Genomic DNA, 24111 nt, shown 5'->3' on the forward strand with positions numbered 1-24111 from the left:
TAATGTGGTTTGCCGGAGATACGCTGTTAAAAAATTAGCGCATCTCCGGCAAATGGCTAATATCTGTCCTTACTGATAAAACGCTTATCGCGTTTTTTAAATGTTCAAAGAATTTGCCCGGCAAGTAGCAAGAATGTAAATTAAAAGGCTAAAATACTCCATTTCTATTAAAATAAAAGGCTATTTCTTGTTTTTCCCTTAACAACACTTATCTTAGCACCCTATTCACTCAGGTGGTTTTAAAAACACACGATATTGTCTCTTCCTTCCCCGTCTTAGCTGATACAGCTTCCTTCATAGCTGTGCCAAAGACGCTCTCGCGTTTCGCTACGCAAATTACAACCATTACCACCTCCACAACCCGTTAAGGGTTGTCAAATTTCATATCATACCATGGGCATAAAAGCTGTTTTTTCCAAAAAGGGGAACGGGCCATCTTTCGGATTTTCAACAAATCAGTATCAAATCAGCATCAAATCTAAACTCGTAAATCTAGCTATATGCAGGTCTTAAAATTCGGAGGTTCTTCGGTCGCCAATGGAGAAAATATAAATAAGGTAGTCGCACTGGTATTGGAAGCCCTGACAAAGGACCGGACCATCGTGGTGGTATCGGCCCTGGGTGGCGTTACCGATATCCTGATCCAGGCCGGTACACTGGCCGCAGCCGGGGATGAGACCTATAAGGAAAAATTACTGGTGGTCGAACAGCGTCACCTCGAAGCCGTAAAATATCTCCTGCCTCTTACCCGTCAGAGCGGCGTACTGAGCCTGGTAAAAAAACGCTGTAATGAAATAGAGGATATTTGCAATGGTGTTTTCTTATTGAGCGAATTATCTCCCCGCACAAAGGATAAGATCGTCAGTTACGGGGAGCTGTTATCTTCCCTGATCATCTCTGCCCGTTTCGAGACCCTGGGTCAGGAAAGCTGCTGGAAGGATTCCAGAGAGCTTATCCGGACAGATTCCCAATTCGGATATGCCGCGGTTGATTTTCCTTTTACCCACCAGCAGATCCGTCAGTTTTTCGATACGGCAAAAGAACCACTTTTTATCCTGCCGGGTTTTATCGCTGCCGACACCAACGGGATCACCACTACGTTGGGAAGGGGCGGATCAGATTATACAGCTGCTATTATCGCGGCTTCCGTAGAGGCAAGGGTAGTAGAAATCTGGACGGACGTATCCGGCATGATGACAGCCGATCCCCGTCTGGTCGCCAATGTCAAACTCATTCCCCATATCTCCTACCAGGAAGCAATGGAGCTCTCGCATTTCGGAGCCAAGGTGATCTATCCGCCTACCATACAGCCCGTCATGAAAAAAGGGATCCCTGTATGGATAAAAAATACCTTTGCCCCCGCCGATCCGGGAACGGTCATCGAACACACGCCTTCCCGCAACGGCGGCAGTATCCGGGGAATATCCAGCATTGGAAAAATTGCCTTATTAAGTCTGGAGGGCAGCGGAATGGTCGGTATACCCGGTTTTTCCAAACGCCTCTTCGAAGCACTCTCGAATGAAAAGATAAATGTCATCCTCATCACACAGGGATCGTCGGAACATTCCATCTGCGTTGGAGTCGAGGAAACGAATATTGCCCTGGCCAAAAAAGCCGTAGATGCCGCATTCGGCCATGAAATAGAGACCGCCAAGGTAGAACCCCTGATCGTGGAAAAAGACCTGGCCATTATTGCCCTCGTGGGAGACCAGATGAAAAGCCATCCGGGGGTAAGTGGAAAAATGTTCGGTGCCCTGGGCAGGAATGGTGTGAATGTCAGGGCTATCGCACAGGGTTCTTCGGAAAGGAACATATCGGCCGTCATAGCCTCCCGCGATGTCAAAAAAGCGGTCAATATCCTTCATGAAGAATTTTTCGAGACCACTTACAAACAATTGAATCTTTTTATCACCGGAAGCGGGAATGTCGGCAGCCGGTTGTTGGAACAACTCAAACAGCAGCAGACGTATCTTCAGGATCAGCTTAGGATACAGGTCAACGTGATCGGTATCGCCAACAGTAAAAAAATGGTCTTCAACGACGAGGGTATCGATCTGCAGAACTGGAAAAGTTTGCTGGATCAAGGTGAGCCGATGGATCTGGAAGATTGGGTCCGTGGTATCCTGTCCAGGAATTTACGTAATGTTGTTTTTGCGGATGTTACCGCCAATCAACAGGTTGCCGGGTGTTACGACCGTCTGTTACAGAAAAGCATTTCGGTAGTCGCCTGTAATAAGATCGCCTGTTCTTCACCCTATGGTTATTATAAGAAACTAAAAGACCTGGCCAGGGAATACAATTCGCTCTTCCTTTTCGAGACCAATGTAGGCGCCGGGTTGCCCGTAATCGGCACCCTGAATGATCTTTTGCGCAGCGGCGATAAGGTGAACAGGATAGAGGCCGTATTGAGCGGTACCCTTAATTTTGTTTTCAATAATTACAAAGGGGGCAAACCCTTTGCCGAAGTGGTCCGGCAGGCTCAGGACGAAGGATATACAGAACCGGATCCCCGTCTGGACCTGAGTGGTACCGACGTCATGCGCAAGATCATGATCCTGGCCAGGGAAGCCGGAGAAAAAATGGAAATGGAGGATATTCAAAATAACACATTTATGCCTCCTTCCTGTATGACAGGAAGCGTAGCCGATTTTTATGCTGCTATGGCAACCGAAGAAGACCATTTCCGAAAGCTCTATCAGGCCGCGGCCGGAGAAGGGAAGATCCTGAAATTCGTGGCTTCCTTCAAAAATGGCAAGGCTGCCGTGGGTCTGCAGCATATCGACCCGCAACACGACCTCTATCATTTGTACGGAAAGGATAATGTCGTATTATTTTATACGGATCGATATCCCGAACAGCCGCTGGTGATAAAAGGGGCCGGTGCGGGTGCGGAGGTCACCGCTTCGGGCGTATTCGCAGACATCATTCGTGCTGCCCATTAATGACCCCCAACCCCCTACAGGGGAGTAAAAAAGACGTAAAAAGAGGTAGATTTAAAGTGGAAATTTATTGAGGCCACCAAAGAAAGATAAAACCTGGAAATATAAAGAACTGAGATGAATACAAATAACCATAAAAGCACCGTGTTACCCGACTCCCCCTTCAGGGGGTCGGGGGGGATAATTATACAGACCCCGGGTACCGTCGCCAATCTCGTTTGCGGATTTGACGTGCTGGGGATGGCTCTGGATGCGCCTTTCGACACGATGGAAGTAAGGCTGCTCGATGAGCCCAAGGTAACCATCATCAGCAGGGACGGCTTTCCCCTGCCTACGGACCCTGCACTCAACACCGCCGGTGCTCCGTTACTGGCCATGCTGGAGGAAATGGATCAGCAGGTGGGATTCGAGGTGATCATCGATAAAAAGATAAAGCCGGGCAGCGGTTTGGGCAGTAGTGCCGCCAGTGCCGCCGGGGCAGTAGTCGCAGCCAATCATTTACTGGGAAATATCTGGTCAAAGGCAGACCAGGTACGTTTTGCCATGTTCGGAGAAAAAGTAGCTTCCGGCGTTAAACATGCCGATAACGTAGCACCTTGTATCTATGGGGGAATAACCCTGATCCGGTCCATCTTTCCCCTGGACATCATATCGATCCCTGCACCTTTGCTGCATGTCACTGTGGTACATCCCCAGATAGAGGTACGGACCTCCGATGCCAGGCAGATCCTGCGCAAGGAAGTGCTGCTGAAAGATGCCATCAGGCAATGGGGGAACATAGGGGGTTTGGTGGCAGGTTTTATGAAGAACGATTACGAACTGATCGGAAGATCCCTGGAAGACGTGATCATTGAACCGGTCAGAAGTATGCTCATTCCCGGATTCGACGAGGTCAAACAACAATGCAAAAAGGCAGGAGCCCTTGGCGGCGGTATATCCGGGTCAGGGCCATCTATCTTTATGCTGAGCAAAGACCGGGAAACCGCCCTGGAAGTGGAACAACAAATGAAGAGGATTTATGACGCGATAGGATTGGCCTATCATACCCATGTAACCACCATCAACCAGGAAGGGATCAGGATAATCGGTTAGCAAGTCGTCCGTCAGCAAAAGCGGTTAGCAGGTCATCTGCCAACAAAAATTGAATCCCAAAAAATCATTCATGAATTATTATAGTCTCAATAACCCTTCGGAAAAAGTCAGTTTCAAAGAAGCCACCATCAAAGGACAGGCACCGGACAGAGGGTTATACTTCCCTGAGCAGATACCCCAATTACCCGAAAACCTGATAAAAGATATTGATCAATATTCCCGGGAAGAGATCGCCTTCAGGGTCATTCGTCCCTACGTAGGTGATGACCTGCCGGAAAATGAACTAAGAAGGATCGTCTCGGAGACCATTTCCTTCGATTTCCCCCTGGTAAAGGTCACCGGTTCAATTGGAACCCTTGAGTTATTCCATGGGCCTACCCTGGCCTTCAAGGATGTGGGCGCCCGGTTTATGAGCCGTTGCCTGGGTTATTTTGTACAGGGGAATAACAAACCCGTCACCGTACTTGTCGCTACCTCCGGAGATACAGGTGGGGCCGTAGCCAGCGGATTTTATGGAGTAGAGGGAGTAAATGTCGTGATCCTGTATCCTTCCGGTAAAGTAAGCAGCGTGCAGGAATTACAGTTGACGACCCTTGGAAAAAACATTTCAGCCCTCGAAGTGAACGGAAGTTTTGATGATTGCCAGCGCATGGTCAAAGAAGCCTTTGCAGACACGGACCTGAATAAGGAACTGTTCCTTACCTCCGCCAACTCTATCAACGTAGCCCGTTGGCTGCCCCAGCAATTCTATTATTTCTTTGCCTGGCAGCAATGGGCGGATAAAAAGAATCCCCCGGTGATCAGTGTTCCCAGCGGCAATTTCGGGAATATCTGTGCAGGATTGCTGGCCCATCGCAGCGGTCTTCCCGTCAGGCATTTTATAGCCGCCTGCAACGCCAACGATGTGGTGCCTGCCTATCTCCGAACCGGTACCTACGACATTTCCAAAGCTGCCGTAGCCACATTGTCCAATGCCATGGACGTTGGCAATCCCAGCAATTTTGTCCGGATCCTGGAGATCTTTCATCAGCAATTCCAATCCCTCAAAAAAGTATTGACCAGCTATAGCATAACGGATGAAGAAACCAAAGCAGCCATCCTGGATATTTATTCCAGGGAGCATTATTTATTGGACCCCCATGGCGCCGTTGGATATTTAGCCCTGGAAAGATATTTAGCGCAGCAGCCTGTATACCCTTCAGGTAATCAATCGGAAGTTCCTTCCGGCGCAAACGGTCATTCCCTTTCTTCCCAAAAACCGGAAATGAAAGGCATCTTCCTGGAAACGGCACATCCCGTAAAATTTTATGATACCGTGGAACCTATCATCGGGCAGAAAATACCCATACCGGAAAGCGTAAGGGTCATACTGGACAAACAAAAACAAAGCAAGAAAATAGAATCCCGTTACAGCGAATTAAAAGATTTTTTATTAAGCCGTTAACCATATTCCCCCCAATCCAATGAATAAAAGGCTTGCAGGGCTGGATCATCTCCGGGCTCTGGCGATCGTACTCGTATTTATCTACCATTACCGGATCTTTGGGAACCCACCCCTGCTCGATACCTTAGGGAGCTTTGGATGGACCGGCGTTGACTTGTTCTTCGTGCTGAGCGGCTACCTGATCGGCGGGCAACTGCTGGGCGCCATCGCCCGCGGGGAGCGTATATCTTATAGTGAATTTTATCTCAAGCGTTTTTTCCGCATTATTCCGGCCTACCTGGCTGTCCTGATTCTTTACTTCTCCATCCCGGCTTTTAAAGAGCGTAGTGAACTGCCGCCGCTATGGAAATTTCTCACTTTCACCCAGAACTTCGGTCTCGACCTGACCACCCATGGCGCCTTTTCCCATGCCTGGTCGCTTTGCATCGAAGAACAATTTTATTTGTTCCTTCCATTTATCATGATGCTCCTGCTGGCCATACCATTCGGAACCGTCAACAGCTCTTCTACCCGGACCATCCGAAAAGGCGTCTGGATAATCGCCGTTTTTTTTATATTCGGTTTTGTTATCCGTATCTATAACTGGACCCGCTTCATCGAACCGATCCTGCAAACGGAAGAAAAAGAAGGATTCGGTATAGCCTATTATAAATGGATCTATTATCCCACCTATACCCGGTTGGATGGTCTGCTTACGGGCGTTAGTCTGGCAGCCCTGCTCCATTTCAAACCGCAGCTCTGGCAGCGTATTACCCGACATGGCAACTGGCTCCTGGGGATCAGCCTCATGCTGCTGACCGGCTCCTGGTTCCTGGCCAACGGACCCGGTCAATACAGTTTTGCGTGTGCTGTTTTCGGATTCCCGCTGATATCGGTTGCCTACGGAATAATGGTCCTGGCGGCGCTTAGTCCAACCTGTATCCTGTACCGCTATCCCTCCCGGGTCACAACCCTCATTGCCACCCTTTCCTATTCCCTTTACCTGACACACAAACAATTGATTCATCTGACCCATTTGGTTTTGAAAAAAGGCGGGATGGATGGAGATAGTTATGCGGTGTTCTGGATTGCGATCGTCGTATCTTTTCTTGGCGGATGGCTATTGCATCTCGCCGTTGAAAAGCCTTTTCTCCGTTTGAGGACCCGGATATTAAAGAGGTCTTAAATTAAGCTACCTGTCGGAATAAACCGATCGCTTTCCTTCAACCACAAAAAAAAGCCACCCCGGTATTACCCGGAATGGCTTGGTACTATTCATCAGTTAGCAAAAGCTAATTATTAATCGAATTTCAGATCCAGACCCAACCCTCTCAATTCATGCACCAATACATTGAAGGATTCTGGGATACCGGCTCTTGGAATATTATCGCCCTTAACGATGGCCTCATAAGTCTTTGCACGACCGATGATATCATCTGATTTGAGGGTCAATAATTCCTGGAGAATGTTAGAGGCACCATAAGCTTCCAATGCCCAAACTTCCATTTCCCCAAAACGCTGACCTCCGAACTGAGCCTTACCACCCAACGGCTGCTGGGTAATGAGACTGTATGGTCCGATACTTCTGGCGTGCATTTTATCATCGACCATGTGATGGAGTTTGATGATATAGATGATACCAACAGTAGCTTTTTGGTCAAATCGTTCTCCGGTCTCTCCATCATAAAGATAAGTATGACCAAAGCTTGGCAAACCAGCCTTTTCGATATGCTGAGCGATCTCTTCCACAGTAGCTCCGTCGAAGATCGGCGTAGCGAACTTCAGACCGAGTTTTTCACCAGCCCAACCCAGTACGGTTTCGTAGATCTGTCCAAGGTTCATACGGGAAGGTACGCCCAACGGATTCAATACGACATCCACCGGTGTTCCGTCCTCGAGGAACGGCATATCTTCAGCACGAACGATCTTGGCAACGATCCCTTTATTACCGTGACGGCCAGCCATCTTATCCCCTACTTTCAGCTTACGCTTAACTGCGAGATAAACCTTAGCGAGTTTCAATACACCTGCAGGTAATTCATCCCCGATGGAGATATTGAACTTCTCTCTTTTATAACGGCCTAACTCTTCGTTGTACTTGATGCTGTAGTTATGCAGCAGGATATTGATCAGTTCGTCAGTTTTGGCATCACCTGTCCAACCCAGCGGATTTACGTTCAGGTAATCGATACCGGCCAGGTTCTTGGAAGAGAATTTAGCGCCTTTTCCAATCTGCACCTCACCGAAGTTGTTGTTAACTCCGGAAGAAGTATGCTCTTTCAGCAGCACCTGCAATTTGCTCAGTAACACGTCCATCAGGTCGGTTACATTCTTTTCATGCACTTTTTCGATCTTCTCGAGGGCTGCCTTTTCACGAACCTTGGCGTTTTTATCTTTCTTGGCTCTCTGGAACAATTTTTTGCTGATCACCACACCTTCCGTACCGCTGGGCGCTTTCAGGGAAGCATCCTTGGCATCTCCGGCCTTGTCACCGAAGATCGCACGCAACAGCTTTTCTTCAGGAGTAGGATCGCTTTCTCCCTTTGGAGTGATCTTACCGATCAGGATGTCGCCTTCCTTGATCTGAGCGCCTACACGAATGATACCGTTCTCATCCAGATCCTTCGTCGCTTCTTCCGAAACGTTGGGAATATCCGGAGTCAGTTCTTCTTCACCCAGTTTGGTATCCCTTACTTCCAGTTCATATTCGGAAATGTGAACGGAAGTGAAAAGATCTTCCCGGACTACTTTTTCACTGATAACGATGGCATCCTCAAAATTATAACCCTTCCAGGGCATGAAGGCCACCTTCAGGTTACGTCCAAGGGCCAGTTCGCCATCCTGTACAGCGTATCCTTCCGTTAAGAAGTCTCCGTCCTTAACACGCTGTCCTTTCTTCACAGCAGGCTTCAGATTGATACAGGTTTCCTGGTTGGTTTTGATAAATTTGGTGAGACGATATATTTTCAGGTCCTCTTCGAAGCTGACCAGTTTCTGCTGATCATTTCTTTCGTAACGGACATGGATCTCATTGGCATCTACGAATTCGACAACGCCTTCTCCTTCGGAGTGGATCTGGATACGTGCATCACGGGCCGCTTTTGCTTCCAGACCTGTACCTACGATCGGCATTTCAGGACGGATCAACGGAACAGCCTGACGTTGCATGTTCGATCCCATCAACGCACGGTTGGCATCATCATGCTCGAGGAAGGGGATCAGGGAAGCGCTCAAACCAACGATCTGGTTAGGAGCAACGTCCATATATTCCACTTCGTTCTTTTCGAGTATGGGGAAGTCACCGGTTTGGCGGGAGACGATCTTATCTTCCACGAAATTGCCTTTTTCATCCATTGGCACGTTGGCCTGGGCGATTTTGGCAATATCTTCTTCCTCTGCGCTCAGGTAAGTAAGTTTCTTCAGCTCTACCTTTCCGTCATGCACTTTACGATAAGGCGTTTCGATAAAGCCCATCTCGTTGATCTTCGCATGTACGCAAAGTGTGGAGATCAGTCCGATATTAGGACCTTCCGGAGTTTCGATGGTACAGAGACGGCCATAGTGGGAGTAGTGTACGTCACGAACTTCGAAGCCGGCGCGTTCGCGGCTGAGACCGCCTGGTCCGAGCGCGGAGATACGACGTTTGTGCGTGATCTCACTCAACGGGTTGGTCTGATCGAGGAACTGGGACAGCTGGGAAGTACCGAAGAAGGAGTTGATAACGGAGGACAGGGTCCTGGCGTTGATCAGATCCACCGGCGTGAACACTTCATTATCACGAACGTTCATACGCTCGCGGATAGTCCTTGCCATACGGGCAAGACCCACGCCGAACTGAGCATACAACTGCTCGCCCACTGTACGGACACGACGGTTGCTCAGGTGATCGATATCATCGATTTCCGCTTTGGCGTTTGTCAGCCTCACGAGGTACTTGACGATATTGATCATGTCTTCCTTAGTCAGCGTTTTTTGATCCAACGGCTGATTCAGGTTGAGCTTACGATTGATCTTATAGCGGCCAACCTCTCCAAGGTCATAACGTTTGTCGCTAAAGAATAATTTATCGATAATACCTCTCGCCGTCTCGTCATCGGGAGCATCCGCACCCCGCAACTGGCGGTAAATGTGCTGAACCGCTTCCAGTTCGGAGTTGGAGGTATCCTTATTCAGGGTATTATAAATGATCGCATAATCGCCCCCTACATCCTCTTTCTGGATGAAAAGACTTTTCACGTCCATTTCCACGACCATTTCGATCGCTTCTTCATCGAGGATGGTATCCCTTTCCAGGACGATCTCATTACGCTCGATCGATACCACTTCACCGGTATCTTCGTCCACAAAATCTTCCACCCAGGTCCTTAAGACACGGGCAGCCAGTTTGCGGCCGATATATTTCTGAAGGACCTTTTTATCAGCTTTAACCTCGTCGGCCATGCCGAACAATTCCAGAATATCCTTATCGGTTTCATATCCGATGGAACGCAGCAAGGTGGTTACGGGGAATTTTTTCTTCCGGTCGATATAGGCATACATGACATTGTTGATGTCCGTAGCGAATTCCATCCAGGCGCCTTTGAAAGGGATTACACGGGCGGAATAGATCCTGGTCCCGTTCGGATGAATGGACTGACCGAAGAATACACCCGGAGACCGGTGCAACTGGGATACGACCACTCGCTCAGCACCATTGATCACAAAGGTACCGCGGGGGGTCATATAGGGAATATTCCCAAGGAATACGTCCTGAACAATGGTCTGGAAATCTACGTGTTCCTCATCATTACAGCTGAGCCGTAATTTTGCTTTCAGCGGAACGGCGTAGGTCAGTCCACGCTCCATACACTCTTCGATCGTGTAGCGGGGCGGATCGATAAAATAATCCAGGAATTCCAGCATGAAGATATTCCGGGTGTCCGTGATTGGAAAGTTTTCCTTGAACACCTTGAATAATCCCTCGATGTTACGCTTGTCCGGCGTAGTCTCTAACTGGAAAAATTCTTTAAAAGATTGAATCTGGACTTCCAGAAGGTCAGGAGTTTCGGCAAGATGCTTGATTTTACCAAAGTTGACCCTGCTTTGCAATTTTGTTGAAGACATATTGTTTAAAACCGGTTTTTAGATGATGCAAACTTCAAAAATCGTCTAAAGCCAAAAACTGTAGAACTTATTGAGACTCAACAGTATAAAGATGAACTCAAAATACACGTTTCCCCTTAAAATAAAGAAACGGACCGCAAAGTTACGGAATATTTACAAAAAAACAACGAAACCCCGGTTTTTTGCCGGGGTTTCGAAAAAAATCATTCTAAAATGAAATTAGTTAACTTCTACTTCAGCGCCAGCTTCTTTCAGCTTGGCAACCAGAGCTTCAGCATCAGCCTTGCTCACGCCTTCTTTAACGGGCTTAGGAGCGCCGTCAACTAAATCCTTAGCTTCTTTCAGACCAAGACCAGTCAGGTCTTTAACGATCTTCACTACGTTCAGCTTGTTAGGGCCGGCGGCTTTGAGGATCACGTTGAAAGAAGTCTTTTCTTCAGCAGCTGCAGGAGCAGCGGCGCCAGGACCAGCAACAGCTACAGCAGCAGCTGCAGGCTCGATACCGTATTCTTCTTTCAGAATTTTTGCTAATTCGTTTACTTCTTTTACAGTTAATCCTACTAACTGTTCTGCAAATGCTTTTAAGTCTGCCATGATGTTGAAATTTTTTCCGCCTTCAGGGCCATCAGGCTCCGGCGGAGGTTTAAAAAAATTTGTTATCCTTCTTATCCTTTGGCCTCCGGGTTTATCTTGTAAAATTTAAACCCTCCGGCCAAAACTATCTTTAATTGTCCTTTCGGACAGGGCGCCTGTCGCGCCCTTAGCCTAATTTAATTAGCCGCTGCTTCAGCCCTGCTTTCAAGCGCCTTGATCAGACCGGCCAGTTTGTTACCGGCATTCAGGCCGCTGATAACATTCTTGGCAGGTGACTGGAGCAAGCCGATGATCTCACCGATAAGATCGTTCTTGCTTTTAAGGTTGGCCAGCACTTTCAGCTGATCATCTCCAGCAAATACATCCCCATCGATAAAAGCCGCTTTCAGAACAGGCTTTTCAAAATTCCCTTCCTTACGGAAAGTGCTGATGATCATAGCGGGTTCCTTGGCGTTCTCGGAGAACAAAAGGGCCGTTACGCCGTTCAGGGATTCGAACACACCGGAATACCGGGTGCTGTCAAGGCTTTCCAGGGCCTTCTTGATAAGGGTGTTCTTTGCCACCTTCATTTCTACGTTCTTGCTGAAGCAGATCCGGCGTAATTTGCCGATTTGCGCAACAGACAAGGATTCCGTATTGGTTACGTAGAAGTTGTTATATTGACCGAACTTGTCTTTCAACAGTTCGATTACTTCATTTTTTTGATCTTTGTTCATGATTCGTATTTTGTGCCTCCGTCAAACGAGGCTCCGGTTAATCAATTTGTTCCTCCGAAAGTCCTTCAGGATTTTCGCCTTCCGACGAAAATCATTTAATAATGTGTGAACTTCGTCGGAGCTTCGTTCCTCGCTCCTTCTCGTTCGTAACCTTCGCCTGAAGGACTCGGTTACAGGCGATGGACCCGTGGTCCATCTTTAGTGGGCAAAGGCTTTGGTGTCGATCGCAATACCGGGGCTCATGGAGCTGGCCAGGAATACGCTCTTCAGATAAGTTCCTTTGGCAGTGGCCGGCTTGGCCTTGATGATCGCATTGATCAGTTCCTGGCTGTTCTCAACCAGTTTTTCGGGAGTAAAGCTCACCCTGCCGATAGAGGCATGGATGATACCTGCTTTGTCCACCTTGAACGCAATCTTACCACCTTTTACTTCATTCACGGCTGCTGCTACATCATTGGTCACCGTTCCCGTTTTAGGGTTGGGCATCAGGTTACGCGGTCCTAATATCTTACCCAGTTTACCGATCTTAGGCATTACGGAAGGAGTGGCGACAATGACATCGACGTCAACCCAACCACCTTCGATCTTCTGGATGTATTCATCCAGACCAACGTAATCAGCACCTGCCGCTTTTGCATCAGCTTCCTTATCGGGGGGGCATAATACCAATACTTTCTTGGTCTTACCCGTACCGTGGGGCAGGCTGACCGTACCACGGATAGATTGGTCCGCTTTTTTGGGATCTACTCCCAGACGTACGTGCAGATCGACTGAAGAGTCGAATTTGGTGATATTTACATCCTTCACCAGGGAAGTAGCTTCCTTGAGTGTATAAACTTTATTTTTATCGACCTTCGCTGAGGCGACTTTTCTTTTTTTAGTGATTGCCATTTCGAAATGTTTTTGAGTTGAAAATTAGTTTCCGCGGGCAATTTCACCCTCAACGGTAATACCCATGCTCCGGGCTGTACCGGCGACCATTAACATAGCGCTTTCCAGGGTAAAGCAATTCAGATCGGGCATTTTGTCCTTTGCGATCGCTTCAACCTGCGCCAGGGTAACTTTTCCAACTTTGTTACGATTCGGCTCTTTGGAACCACTTTGCAGCTTAACCGCTTCCAGCAACTGAACCGCTGCGGGAGGGGTCTTGATAATAAACTCGAAGGATTTGTCCGTGTAAACAGTGATGAGGACAGGGAGAACTTTTCCTATTCTATCCTGGGTCCTGGCATTAAATTGCTTACAGAACTCCATGATATTGATACCTTTGGAACCCAATGCAGGGCCAATAGGAGGTGCAGGGTTGGCTTGTCCGCCTTTTACCTGCAACTTGACGTAACCGGTGATTTCTTTTGCCATGTTGCTTCTTTTTTTGGTGTTAACGTCCCAATAATTGGAACTCCCAAATGAAATAATAAGAACTTTGGGGACGCGAAAGTACTACAAAACGGCGATTCCACCAACAATAATCTTCCTTTTTTTGGAAGCAGCCCTTTGCCAGCGCGGGCCCGGATGCCAGTTTGATTCCCGGCAACCCCGAACACTCTTTCCGAAGGCCGGAAAGCCGGTTAGCGGACCACAACCTGACGCAAACATGCTTGCCATTCGGTTTCCGGGTGGGCTCCAGAGGCCGGATTTATGAAAACTACCCCCCATAACCGGTAGTAAGGAACCTTCAGAAGACGTAGTTAGATCTCCGGAAAGCCAATATGGACAGGAGCTCCAGCCATTGTGAAATTATTGTAAATAAAAATTGGCTGGCATTTTTTTCTATTTGAATATTTCTGACTAACTTTTCCGATAATCTCCATTAAATCTCATAACAACTTAAAACGCTCAACAAATTATGTCAAAGTCTAAAAAAAAGCCGGCTAAAAAAGCTGCCCCAAAAAAAGCGGCTAAAAAAGCTGTTAAAAAAGCCGTGAAGAAGGTAGCTAAAAAGGCCGTAAAAAAGGCTGCGGCTAAGAAAAAAGTGGCTCCTAAGAAAAAGGCCGCACCCAAAAAAGCAGCTAAAAAAGCCGCCCCGAAAAAAGCCGCCCCGAAAAAGGCCGCACCAAAAAAAGCAGCTCCAAAAAAGGCGGCAGCTAAAAAAGTAGCTCCTAAAAAAGCGGCTCCAAAGAAGGCGGCTCCTAAAAAAGCAGCTCCCAAGGCGGCTCCAAAAGCAGCTCCTAAAAAAGTAGTCAAAAAGAAAGCGGCTCCTAAAAAAGCCAAACCCGAAATAGTTCCACCCGTATCTGAGCCAATCACACCATCACCAGTAATTGAAGAGCCCACTACCCTTTTCGATCTGGATGACAGTAATGATAATGGCAATAGCGGCAACGGTAATTAATCGGCTGGCCGGCTTCGATTTATGATTAATTATGTTTTGCTATAAAATGGCTATACGATCCGTTTTCGGAAAACTAAGTTTCCGGAAAGTAAACTTCGGGAAAGTTATTTTTTTCGGGTTAAGCTAAACTCCGGGATTTGGCGGCTGAGAACGGATCCAAAAAACAAACCCTCCAAATGGAGGGTTTTCGTTTTATAAACAACTTCTTTCGTTTAATTTTTATGCGATCTTTTCTACCTGCATGTAGTTCAGTTCTACTGGTGTGGAACGTCCGAAGATCTTTACCGTTACCTTCAATTTTTTCTTTTCATCATTCACTTCTTCAATAATACCATTAAAGTCATTAAAAGGACCTTCGATGATCTTAATGGTTTCTCCGATAATGAATGGCTCATTCATAGTCATACTTCCCGACTCGGCCATTTCATCCATCTTCCCAAGCATCTTGTTCACTTCAGCCTTCCGTAAGGCAATAGGATTTTCCTTCCCCAAAAAATGAATAACACTATTTGTGTTCTTAATGGCTTCCCTCAGATCGTCGCCCAATTTACCTTCGATTACCTCGATCATTACATAACCGGGATAATAGTTGCGCTCACGCATAACCTTCTTCCCGTTCTGCACCTTATATACTTTTTCAACCGGGAGAAATACCTGCTTTACCACTTCTCCCCAGCCACCGCGGGTGATCTCTTTATCCAGGTATTCTTTTACTTTACGCTCCTTGCCGCTTACCACACGCAGCACAAACCATTTCGTCTCAGGCGCAGGCTTGGCATCCGGCAGTTTGGCTTCCGGTTGCTTTATATCGGATTGCGTTTTAAGTTCCTCTTGATTTGCTGTTTCCATTATGAAAATAATGAATAGGTGAAGTGTAATACGGAGCTGGATACCAGGTCCATAATCCAAACAATAAAGGTAATTAAGACAGTAGCCACTAGCACGATCACAGTCGATTGCTGTAACTGTGGCCAGCTGGGCCAGGTGACTTTTTCTACCAATTCCTTATAAGACTCACGGAAATAGGTCGTGATTTTATTCATTTTGAAAAACTTAATTTGTTGAGCTCAATCAAAGAACGCCACCGGCTTTTCAGCCGAAGGTTCAATGTTACATCGCACGGGCACTAGGATTCGAACCCAGATCAAAGGTTTTGGAGACCTCTATTCTACCATTGAACTATGCCCGTAGTTAAGTCGGAAAGTGGCTCTTTTTTTAATCTAGCCTCTTTCCGCCATGCCTCAATCACCTTCGACGATTAAAAGGCTAAAAGCTCTCCCGAATGATTCGGAACAGCTTTTAGTATTCTTTTACAAAGATATAAAAATCTTCTTAATTATCAGCTTCTGCTCCCCTACTTCCCCGGGCTCCTTACCCTTTGGGGGTTGGGATTTCGGATTTCAGGTTTGCTTTCCTCTTCTGCCCCTTTTTGGGGTTGGGAGGTCTTATTTAATAACTTCCGTAACCTGACCGGCACCTACGGTACGTCCACCTTCGCGAATAGCGAATTTCAGACCTTTTTCCATAGCGATCGGCTGAATCAACACCACACTGAGCGATGTATTATCACCAGGCATTACCATTTCAGTACCGGCAGGCAGGGTTACTTCACCCGTTACGTCTGTAGTACGGAAATAGAACTGAGGACGGTATTTGTTAAAGAACGGAGTATGACGGCCGCCTTCTTCTTTGCTAAGTACGTAAACTTCACCCTTAAATTCAGTATGCGGAGTGATAGAGCCTGGTTTGCAAAGTACCATTCCACGACGGATCTGGGTCTTTTCAATACCACGCAGCAACAGACCTGCATTATCTCCTGCTTCACCGGCATCCAGCAATTTGCGGAACATTTCCACACCTGTTACGGTAGAAGTCAAAGGAGCTTCCATCAGACCAACGATCTCGATACCTTCGCCCACTTTGATACGTCCTCTTTCGATACGGCCGGTGGCAACAGTACCACGACCAGTGATAGAAAACACATCTTCAACAGACATCAGGAACGGAAGATCAACAGGACGGGGAGGCAGAGGAATATAGGTATCAACAGCTTCCATCAGCTTGTCGATCGCTTCAACCCATTTTGCTTCACCAGCCAGAGCGCCGGTTGCAGAACCCTGAATGATCGGAGTATTATCTCCGTCAAAACCATAAGAGGTCAGCAATTCACGGATCTCCATTTCAACCAGTTCAAGCAGTTCGGGATCATCGACCAGATCTACTTTATTCATAAATACCACAATACGGGGAACACCTACCTGGCGGGCAAGCAGAATGTGTTCTTTAGTCTGAGGCATCGGGCCATCCGTAGCGGCTACTACAAGAATTGCTCCATCCATCTGGGCAGCGCCGGTGATCATATTTTTCACATAGTCAGCGTGACCGGGACAGTCTACGTGTGCGTAGTGACGGTTAACCGTCGCGTATTCCACGTGTGCTGTATTAATGGTGATCCCCCTCTCCTTTTCTTCAGGAGCGGCATCAATCTCATCATATTTTTTTGCTTCCGCCAGACCTCTACTTGAAAGGATAGAAGTAATAGCAGCAGTCAAAGTGGTCTTACCATGGTCAACGTGACCAATCGTACCTACGTTAACGTGGGGTTTGTCCCTTTTGAAGGTCTCTTTTGACATTGTTATCTGTTTTAAAGTTGTGTTTTAAAATTTTAGCCTGGTCCGAAACCGATAAACCCGGACCCATTGCTTTTCGTATCGATGTGTTACTCAAAAACTCTTTTCCTCAAAAAACCAGAGCCGTTGATGAGAATTGAACTCACGACCTCTTCCTTACCAAGGAAGTGCTCTACCCCTGAGCTACAACGGCATTTACCCAGCAGGCATTTCCAATTCACCATACTCCGGTTCCCGCTTGCAAAATCATACAGTATGCCAACCAAAGAACAATCGACGATTACGGGTTACTGAAGATAATCCGATCAGGGTCAATTGTTTGCCGTCAATCGGCCGTTTAACATAAACCTGATATAAAATTGCCAGCTGAACAAGAGCGGAAGACGAGGTTCGAACCCGCGACCTACAGCTTGGAAGGCTGTCGCTCTACCAACTGAGCTACTTCCGCATTTTAAACATACCTAAAAGAACTTCTACTTACATTACCCTCAATTACCCTTTTCAATCACAGAAGCCGGCTACCTTTCGGATAAACAGGCTTCTTTTTTGGTGGGCAGGGATGGATTCGAACCATCGAACTCCGAAGAGGACAGATTTACAGTCTGTTGCCGTTGGCCACTTGGCTACCTACCCAAAACTATGAGCCAGAGAAGGGACTCGAACCCCCGACCAGCTGATTACAAATCAGCTGCTCTACCAACTGAGCTACTCTGGCTGGTAATTACTAAACTCAGTCTAAAAAGAGCTTCCCATTTCAAAACCCGGTTCCACCCTCACTCCATCACCCATCTTGTATACCACTCGTTTTTTTTGGGAAGGCAAAGGTAAGTGAATTTGTTAAATTCAAAAATTTTGTACCGAATTTTTTATCAGATTATCATCAGTTTATAAAAATAGTTCTGGTTTGAGGCGGGAATAAGGCAATAATGAGGAGGAGAAGCAGCAATTAACGGTCCCTGTGGCAGGAAATGTTGAGCAACAGAATGATTCACCGGGCAGTTTTTCCCTTGTCCTCCGGAAAAGGCCGGAAAAATGCCCCGAAACAATAACTTGTTCCCACAAAAATTAAGGGCAGCGCAGTTTCTTCAAAAAACAACTCCCCTGCCATTAATCGCTTATGTCAGCCTTCGGCTTTTATTTTGTTTAGCCTAGGGAACGACAAGTTTATAGGTGTTTGATGAACCCCATTCTTTTCACTAAGGGGATTACAAAGGGGTTCTCAGGGGCTACGCCCGTAACTTTCGTCCCGTTCTCGTTCGAACGGAACTCAGTTAAGTCGCTACGCATATGTTTTTTTGTGGGCATGGCCCACAAGTATTAAAGGCAGCGCAGTTTCTTCAAAAAATAACTGCCCTGCCTTTATTCTATTATGTCGGCCTTCGGCTTTTTTTGTGGGCATGGCCCACAAAAAAGACCTCCCGGAGGGAGGCCTTTTTTGAAAACAAATCAAATATTTACTATTTACGCCAACTGTTTTTCTTTTTTCTTTTTTACCTGATTGATCAACGACTCGAAGGCATTATCAAAAGACTCTTCGAATGATTTGGAGGAACATTTTACGAAAAAATGGTGCCGGGGCACATGGACCCTGATCTCCGCGATCTTGTCCTTAATTTTGTGAACCACATTGTCTAACTTCAGGAATACGTCTACCTTAATAACCTGGTCATGGAAAGTGTTTAATTTTGTCATTTTTTTTGTTACATAATCTACCAATTTGCCGTCTGCATCAAAGTGCACAGTTTGAATATTAACATTCATAGCAATTCCATTTTAACAGTGAACAATATATGTAAAGAACTTTCTGTATCAACTACAAATTTGGAAGGCGGAAAAAGAATAACATTTGAATATAATTCTTTTTCTGCATCCCCCCGGGGGAATTGTGAGTCTCAGCTTTTGAGCGGATCTCACGAACTGGGTTTCACCCAGTTAAGATGGATAAGGCAGTGATATGAAGTTAATCTTTCACCGGGGGATCTCCAAATAAAATCCCCTGTAAATGAGTCATAAAAAGTTAAAATATTTCCATCCGCTCAGATGCTCCGGGGTCCTACCCGGACGGATGAAAACGAACAGTTTCCGGCCACTTTTGTTCAACTGAAAATAACATTTGATTATTGCCTTTCCTGCATAATTTAATCCGGTATTCATGCCGGGTCTTACCTTTATAATTCAGGCTTAAGCAGACATGGGGAGAATTTGGAGATATTATCCACGACTTGGGAGGGCTTCAGGCCTTGGGATGTGCCTTTTTATGAATATCCTTCAATTTCTCGATCGTATTATGGGTGTAAATCTGTGTTGCGGCCAGACTGGAATGGCCCAATAATTCCTTTACGGAATTCAGGTCCGCTCCGCTATTCATAAGGTGTGTGGCAAAACTATGCCTCAGGACGTGAGGACTTTTCTGGTCGATTGTGGTCACTTCCCCCAGGTATTTGCGGACCGTCCGGTAAACGTATTTCGGATAAAGCGGTTTACCATTCTCCTGCACCAACAAAAACTCCGTGTCGGGTTTATCCAGTTCTCCCCTCTTTTTCTGACAATACAACTGTATCTCCCCCACTAACAAAGGACTTATGGGAATCACCCTTTCCTTATTGCCCTTTCCGAGCACCTTCAGACTTCTGTTACCGGGGTCTACCTGTCTTTCCTTCAAATTCACCAGTTCACTTAGCCGCATCCCGGTATGATAAAGCAGGACAAATAACAGCCTGTCCGTCCAACCTGCCCAGGTATCGGGGAACCCGGTATGGGCAAAAAGTGAGGCCATGCCTTCCTGTTCCACATAAACAGGCAATCTTTTGCCTGATTTAGGGCTGGTAATGGCGCTCATGGGTGATAGTTCCACCGTGCCGGTGCGTATTTGGTATTTATAAAAGGAGCGTAAAGTAGAAATTTTCCGGTTCACCGACCGGGAGCTGATTCCTTCGTCCTTCAAAGAGGCCAGCCAGCTGCGGATAAAAGAGGGTGATATTTCTGATAATGAAGTGGTGTCGAAAGTCAAGGCTATAAAATCAAAAAAAGAAATCAGGTCATCCTGGTAGGCCCGGATAGTATGCCCGGAATAACGCTTTTCGAAAGTAAGGTAATCGATATAGGATTGAATCAGTGGCTCCAAGGCGGTTCGCTTATCTTTTAACCAAAACTACTGAATTTAAACATAGCTGTCTGATAAACCCCATTCTTTTCACTAAGGGGATTACAAAGGGGTCCTCAGGGGCTACCCCCGTAACTTTCGTCCCGTTCTCATTCGAACGGAACTCAGTTATGTCGCTACGCATATGCTTTTTTGTATTATACCCAGGGAACGACAAGTTTATAGGTGTCTGATAAACCCCATTCCTTTCACAAAGGGGATTACAAAGGGGCCCTCAGGGGCTACCCCCGTAACTTTCGTCCCGTTCTCATTCGAACGGAACTCAGTTATGTCGCTACGCATATGTTTTTTTGTATTATACCCCGGGAACGACAAGTTTATAGGTGTCTGATAAACCCCATTCCTTTCACAAAGGGGATTACAAAGGGGCCCCCCTTTGTCGCTACGCATATGTTTTTTTGTATTATACCCCGGGAACGACAAGTTTAATAGAAGGAGTTCCCGGGGTATAATACAAAAAAGGCTGCACGGATGCAGCCTTTAGCTTATATTTTTAAAAGATCTTCGGCCTACCCCATGGCACCCCGTTTAAAGGGCCTGGAATTGCCTGAATCCTCTATACCTCGAACTTGCCGGTGGCGACCTGCTGCTTGTAGACAGCTTTCAGCACCTGACCTCTGCGTCTGACAGACGGCTTAATGAAAGCCTGGCGCTCTCTCAACTGCAGCAAAATCTTCGCTTTCTCAAACTTCTTTTTATACTTTTTGAGCGCTTTGTCTATGTTTTCGCAATCTTTTGAATCAATAATGAGCATATTATTATACCTCCTTTACGAACCTTTACAAATTAATTGGGCTGCAAATATACAGTAAAAATTGAAAAATGGAAATTCTAACAGGAAAAATGCGAAATTAGCGGAATTATGTTTACCGGAATAATAGAATCATTAGGCAGGGTAAAGGAAATCACCACCCGGGGCACGAACAGGACCTTTTGGATCGAATCCTCCCTTTCGAACGAACTGAAGATCGACCAAAGCATCTCCCATAACGGAGTTTGCCTTACCGTGGAAGAATTGATAGAAGGGGCCCACCGGGTCACCGCCATAGAAGAAACCCTCGAAAAGACCGATCTGGGGACCTGGAAGACGGGTGGACTGGTCAATCTGGAAAGATGCCTGATCATGAACGGACGCCTGGACGGCCATATTGTACAGGGGCATGTCGACACAACGGCCACCTGCATCCAACGAAAAGAACTCGCCGGAAGCTGGGAATTCCGGTTCGAATTCCCCAAAAAATTCAGTCACCTGGTCATTGAAAAAGGCTCCATAAGCCTGAACGGCATTAGCCTGACTATTTTTAATGTCAAAAAGAGCAAATTCGATATCGCTATTATTCCCTATACCTATGAACACACTAATATTCAAACGATAAATCAGGGAGACCGGGTGAACCTGGAGTTCGATATGATCGGAAAATACATTTCGAGGCTGCATAAACTGCCTGGCTGAATTATCACTACCGCCCATGCCATCAAAAACCCGTAAAACCTTTCTGAATTATCTGTTATTAGGGGTTTTTCTGTTATTGGCTTATTTGCCAGTCTCTTCTTTCTTATTTGCCATGAAAAATGACGCACTTATTGCGAATTTTCCCAATAAGTATTTTTTCAGTGCAGCCCTGCGGTCCCATTATCTCCCTTTATGGAATCCGTATATTAATTTCGGCCTGCCGCTTTACGCGGATCCGGGGTTTGCTTTCTGGCACCCGCTTACATGGATATTCGGCCTAATCGGGTACAATACGTTCACTTTATCCATAGAGACCCTGGTCTATATATGGCTGGGCGGAATATTTATGTTTGAACTGGGCAGGCATTTCGGGCATGACCGTTTGGTATCTTTTATCCTGGGTATAACGTACATGTGTTGTGGGTTTTTTATCGGCAACCTGCAGCATATCAATTTTCTTACCTGCGCCGCATTTTTGCCGCTTGCCACCAGGACCTTTTTACAGCTACAGGAAAGTTTCTCCGGAAAAAAGCTATTTTATTGCACGATAAGCCTTTATCTGCTGGCGGCCGGCGGCCATCCCGCCATCCCTATTGCCACCATCTATTTTTTAGCGATTCTCCTGGCAGGCTTGTTTTTTATCAGGAAGGACGATCTCCCCGTGATTCCTTTCTCAAAAATGGCAGGAACGAATGCTCTCCTTATCCTGGTCTCCATCGGAATCACAGCCCCGCTGTTTTTTTCCTGGCTGGAAATATTTCCGCATTTCAACCGCTCGGCCCCCATACAACAACAGACAGAACTGAACCTGGGTTTTTCCTTTTTTTCATATCTCTCTTTTATTTTCCCATTCGGTACTACTGCCAATACCAGTATCTTTTCCGATAACCCCTTAATGCGGAATGGATATTTCTCCTTCATCGGCCTGGTTTTCTTCCTGATTGCCCTGTTCCGGCAAAAGAACAGGATGCAGGTACTTTTTCTCATAAGCGGAATGGCCATGCTGCTCTTAAGCATGGGAGGGCCTTTAAAGGAACTGCTCTATTCGCATCTTCCGCTTTTACAATATATCCGCAGCAATGGGGAATTCCGTGTATTCGCCCTGATGTCCTTTATAATTGTCGGGTCTTTTCCTCTTCAGCAACTATTGCGAAATAAAGAGCAACTTTCCTTATTCAATAAGATCCTTAAGATTTTCGCATGCATTTGCGTTTGCATCATTATCGTCGTTGGTTTTCGATACACCGGGCAACAAACGGCTTTGGCGGATGCAAAAGATCTCCCGGTTCCGTTATCCGGTAAAATCAAATTGGGCCTGGATCAATTAACTTTTTCTGACCGTTTGTTGATCAATGCCGTGATTCTCCTGGCACTTTTAGCAGTATATTTTTTATTGAAGAAAAAGATACCCCTGCAAAGGCTATTGCCGGGTATTATCATGGCTGACCTGGTGATCTTTTGCTGGATGCATCTGCCGGTTACCGGTGTCCAGAGAAAAAGCCCGGCAGATATTGAGGCCCGTTTTTCATCGGTAAGGCCAGGCATTCCCCTTCCCTTCCTGTCCCCCATCGGAGCAAATACGAGCCGGGACAAAAAGTGGGATCTAACCATCGGTTGCTGGTCTTATTACAGCAAACAGCCCGGTACACCTGAATTATGCAATTATCCGACCCTGCTCAATACCACCGAAAGCTATTTCGGGTCCTCCTTACCTTCACTGGTCAATCTACGTCCATTTGTGTTTCTGAAAAACACCTTTCCCGATTCCTCTTTTTTATCCGTAAAGAGTTTCTCCCCAACGGAAACCATCATCGGATCCACTTCCTCCTACAGCGATACACTTATTTTTCTGCAGAATGATTACCCCGGTTGGGAAGTCTTCGTAAATAACCAGCCTGCGGATTTGAAAAGAGTATATATTTCATTTATGGCGGTTCCTCTTGCAGCCGGGAAAAATACGATTCATTTTCGTTTTCGGGATCAAGGTCTCCCCCTCCGGCTTTTAACATCTCTGCTCACGTTCGGGATCCTTATTTTAGGGATGAACTATAAAAAAAAGTCAAGCCGGGTAAAGGATAAGCGGCCTTCTGAAGGATCAGTTCACCAGGGATCCTGAAAATCAGCAGGGGAATAGGTATGATCGCGATCCTTATAATTCGTTTTTCCGCGGGGCTTCAGCCGGATATTCAATTTTCCTCCCCGTCTTGCAAAAAAAGATACCGGCAGAACGATCAGCACGTATACGGCCGTTAATAAAATCTTTCCGGATATAAAGCCCATTCCCTCTCCCAGCTTCATCCAGTACAAGGCCAGATTTTTAGAAAAAAGGGGCCAGGCCAGGCTGAGAAAAAGTAAAGCCCCGCCTGCATATACATAATTCCAGGACCGTTGCCAGCGTGCCAGCACCAGCAGGAATAATACAAGGACGATAATTGTTTCAAGTTGTTTGCGACGATTCATCCGGTAATGCTATTTATTAATGGCCCGGGTGCCGGACTCCATTAGGTTTCCTCCGTTAAAATAAGGTATAAATAAAAGGCGCCAGTGCGGAACTTCCCCCCAAAATGATTAACAGGCCTAAAAGAAGGAGAACGATGATGAGGGGTGCCAGCCACCATTTTTTTCTTTCTTTTAAAAAATTCCATAAGTCCTTTAAGAATTCCATG

Annotated in this window: 20 protein-coding genes and 5 tRNA genes; 6 read left to right on the forward strand and 19 right to left on the reverse strand. The window is 46.4% G+C overall.

The features are described from left to right. Nucleotides 1–500: 500 nt before the first annotated feature. The 4 genes from thrA to ACX0G9_RS10520 all read left to right on the forward strand — a co-directional run bounded on the left by thrA (nt 501) and on the right by ACX0G9_RS10520 (nt 6640). The gene (gene thrA / locus ACX0G9_RS10505) at nt 501–2942 is read left to right on the forward strand and encodes a bifunctional aspartate kinase/homoserine dehydrogenase I (RefSeq protein ID WP_459064853.1); all 2442 of its coding nucleotides are present in this window, start codon (nt 501–503) and stop codon (nt 2940–2942) included. Nucleotides 2943–3056: 114 nt separating this feature from the next. Beyond that, on the forward strand, nt 3057–4031 hold the full coding sequence (locus ACX0G9_RS10510; protein ID WP_459064854.1) for a homoserine kinase: 975 nt from the start codon (nt 3057–3059) through the stop codon (nt 4029–4031). Nucleotides 4032–4101: 70 nt separating this feature from the next. After that, a complete protein-coding gene (thrC, locus tag ACX0G9_RS10515; protein ID WP_459064855.1) occupies nt 4102–5475 on the forward strand; it encodes a threonine synthase in 1374 nt (457 codons plus the stop codon). A 19-nt stretch (nt 5476–5494) separates the two neighbouring features. Next, nucleotides 5495–6640, forward strand: coding sequence for an acyltransferase family protein (locus ACX0G9_RS10520; RefSeq protein ID WP_459064856.1), 1146 nt, complete (start codon nt 5495–5497; stop codon nt 6638–6640). A gap of 113 nt (nt 6641–6753) precedes the next feature. Here ACX0G9_RS10520 and rpoB read toward each other — a convergent pair whose 3' ends face one another. From rpoB to rpsU, 17 genes are all read right to left on the reverse strand, one after another. Beyond that, complete coding sequence (rpoB, locus tag ACX0G9_RS10525) at nt 6754–10557, reverse strand: DNA-directed RNA polymerase subunit beta (RefSeq protein ID WP_459064857.1); 3804 nt, start codon at nt 10555–10557, stop codon at nt 6754–6756. Nucleotides 10558–10776: 219 nt separating this feature from the next. After that, on the reverse strand, nt 10777–11151 hold the full coding sequence (gene rplL / locus ACX0G9_RS10530) for a 50S ribosomal protein L7/L12 (protein WP_459064858.1): 375 nt from the start codon (nt 11149–11151) through the stop codon (nt 10777–10779). Between the two features lie 176 nt (nt 11152–11327). Next, on the reverse strand, nt 11328–11867 hold the full coding sequence (gene rplJ / locus ACX0G9_RS10535; RefSeq protein ID WP_459064859.1) for a 50S ribosomal protein L10: 540 nt from the start codon (nt 11865–11867) through the stop codon (nt 11328–11330). A gap of 198 nt (nt 11868–12065) precedes the next feature. Continuing rightward, nucleotides 12066–12758 carry a 50S ribosomal protein L1 gene (gene rplA / locus ACX0G9_RS10540; RefSeq protein WP_459064860.1) on the reverse strand — a complete coding sequence of 231 codons (693 nt, stop codon included), beginning with the start codon at nt 12756–12758 and terminating at the stop codon, nt 12066–12068. Between the two features lie 24 nt (nt 12759–12782). After that, nucleotides 12783–13226: a 50S ribosomal protein L11 gene (gene rplK / locus ACX0G9_RS10545; protein WP_459064861.1), complete on the reverse strand. Its 444-nt coding sequence runs from the start codon at nt 13224–13226 to the stop codon at nt 12783–12785. A gap of 477 nt (nt 13227–13703) precedes the next feature. Further along, nucleotides 13704–14141, reverse strand: coding sequence for a hypothetical protein (locus ACX0G9_RS10550; protein WP_459064862.1), 438 nt, complete (start codon nt 14139–14141; stop codon nt 13704–13706). Between the two features lie 277 nt (nt 14142–14418). Continuing rightward, nucleotides 14419–15048, reverse strand: coding sequence for a transcription termination/antitermination protein NusG (gene nusG, locus ACX0G9_RS10555; RefSeq protein WP_459064863.1), 630 nt, complete (start codon nt 15046–15048; stop codon nt 14419–14421). Beyond that, a complete protein-coding gene (gene secE, locus ACX0G9_RS10560) occupies nt 15048–15242 on the reverse strand; it encodes a preprotein translocase subunit SecE (protein WP_459064864.1) in 195 nt (64 codons plus the stop codon). Before secE ends, nusG begins: the two co-directional genes overlap by 1 nt. Nucleotides 15243–15317: 75 nt before the next feature. Then, a tRNA-Trp gene (locus ACX0G9_RS10565) sits at nt 15318–15388 on the reverse strand. A 256-nt stretch (nt 15389–15644) separates the two neighbouring features. Next, the gene (tuf, locus tag ACX0G9_RS10570) at nt 15645–16832 is read right to left on the reverse strand and encodes an elongation factor Tu (RefSeq protein WP_459064865.1); all 1188 of its coding nucleotides are present in this window, start codon (nt 16830–16832) and stop codon (nt 15645–15647) included. A gap of 118 nt (nt 16833–16950) precedes the next feature. Beyond that, nucleotides 16951–17022, reverse strand: a tRNA-Thr gene (locus tag ACX0G9_RS10575). Nucleotides 17023–17204: 182 nt separating this feature from the next. Next, a tRNA-Gly gene (locus ACX0G9_RS10580) sits at nt 17205–17277 on the reverse strand. Nucleotides 17278–17376: 99 nt separating this feature from the next. Further along, a tRNA-Tyr gene (locus tag ACX0G9_RS10585) sits at nt 17377–17462 on the reverse strand. Between the two features lie 9 nt (nt 17463–17471). Continuing rightward, nucleotides 17472–17544: transfer RNA gene (locus tag ACX0G9_RS10590), tRNA-Thr, on the reverse strand. A 746-nt stretch (nt 17545–18290) separates the two neighbouring features. Next, complete coding sequence (locus tag ACX0G9_RS10595; protein WP_459064866.1) at nt 18291–18590, reverse strand: HPF/RaiA family ribosome-associated protein; 300 nt, start codon at nt 18588–18590, stop codon at nt 18291–18293. A gap of 472 nt (nt 18591–19062) precedes the next feature. After that, nucleotides 19063–19953 (reverse strand): tyrosine-type recombinase/integrase, encoded by an 891-nt coding sequence (locus ACX0G9_RS10600; RefSeq protein ID WP_459064867.1) that lies wholly within the window; start codon nt 19951–19953, stop codon nt 19063–19065. A 595-nt stretch (nt 19954–20548) separates the two neighbouring features. Next, nucleotides 20549–20746, reverse strand: coding sequence for a 30S ribosomal protein S21 (gene rpsU / locus ACX0G9_RS10605; RefSeq protein WP_459064868.1), 198 nt, complete (start codon nt 20744–20746; stop codon nt 20549–20551). A 108-nt stretch (nt 20747–20854) separates the two neighbouring features. Here rpsU and ACX0G9_RS10610 point away from each other — a divergent pair, with 108 nt between their 5' ends. Then, on the forward strand, nt 20855–21445 hold the full coding sequence (locus ACX0G9_RS10610; protein ID WP_459064869.1) for a riboflavin synthase: 591 nt from the start codon (nt 20855–20857) through the stop codon (nt 21443–21445). 16 nt (nt 21446–21461) lie between these two features. After that, complete coding sequence (locus tag ACX0G9_RS10615; RefSeq protein WP_459064870.1) at nt 21462–23561, forward strand: YfhO family protein; 2100 nt, start codon at nt 21462–21464, stop codon at nt 23559–23561. Here ACX0G9_RS10615 and ACX0G9_RS10620 read toward each other — a convergent pair. Further along, nucleotides 23546–23905, reverse strand: a complete 360-nt coding sequence (locus tag ACX0G9_RS10620; RefSeq protein ID WP_459064871.1) for a hypothetical protein — start codon at nt 23903–23905, stop codon at nt 23546–23548. The two genes, ACX0G9_RS10615 and ACX0G9_RS10620, sit on opposite strands and share 16 nt — an antisense overlap. A 55-nt stretch (nt 23906–23960) precedes the next feature. Further along, nucleotides 23961–24110, reverse strand: a complete 150-nt coding sequence (locus ACX0G9_RS10625; protein ID WP_459064872.1) for a DUF5989 family protein — start codon at nt 24108–24110, stop codon at nt 23961–23963. Nucleotide 24111 lies beyond the last annotated feature (1 nt).

Source organism: Flavitalea flava (genome assembly GCF_054461575.1).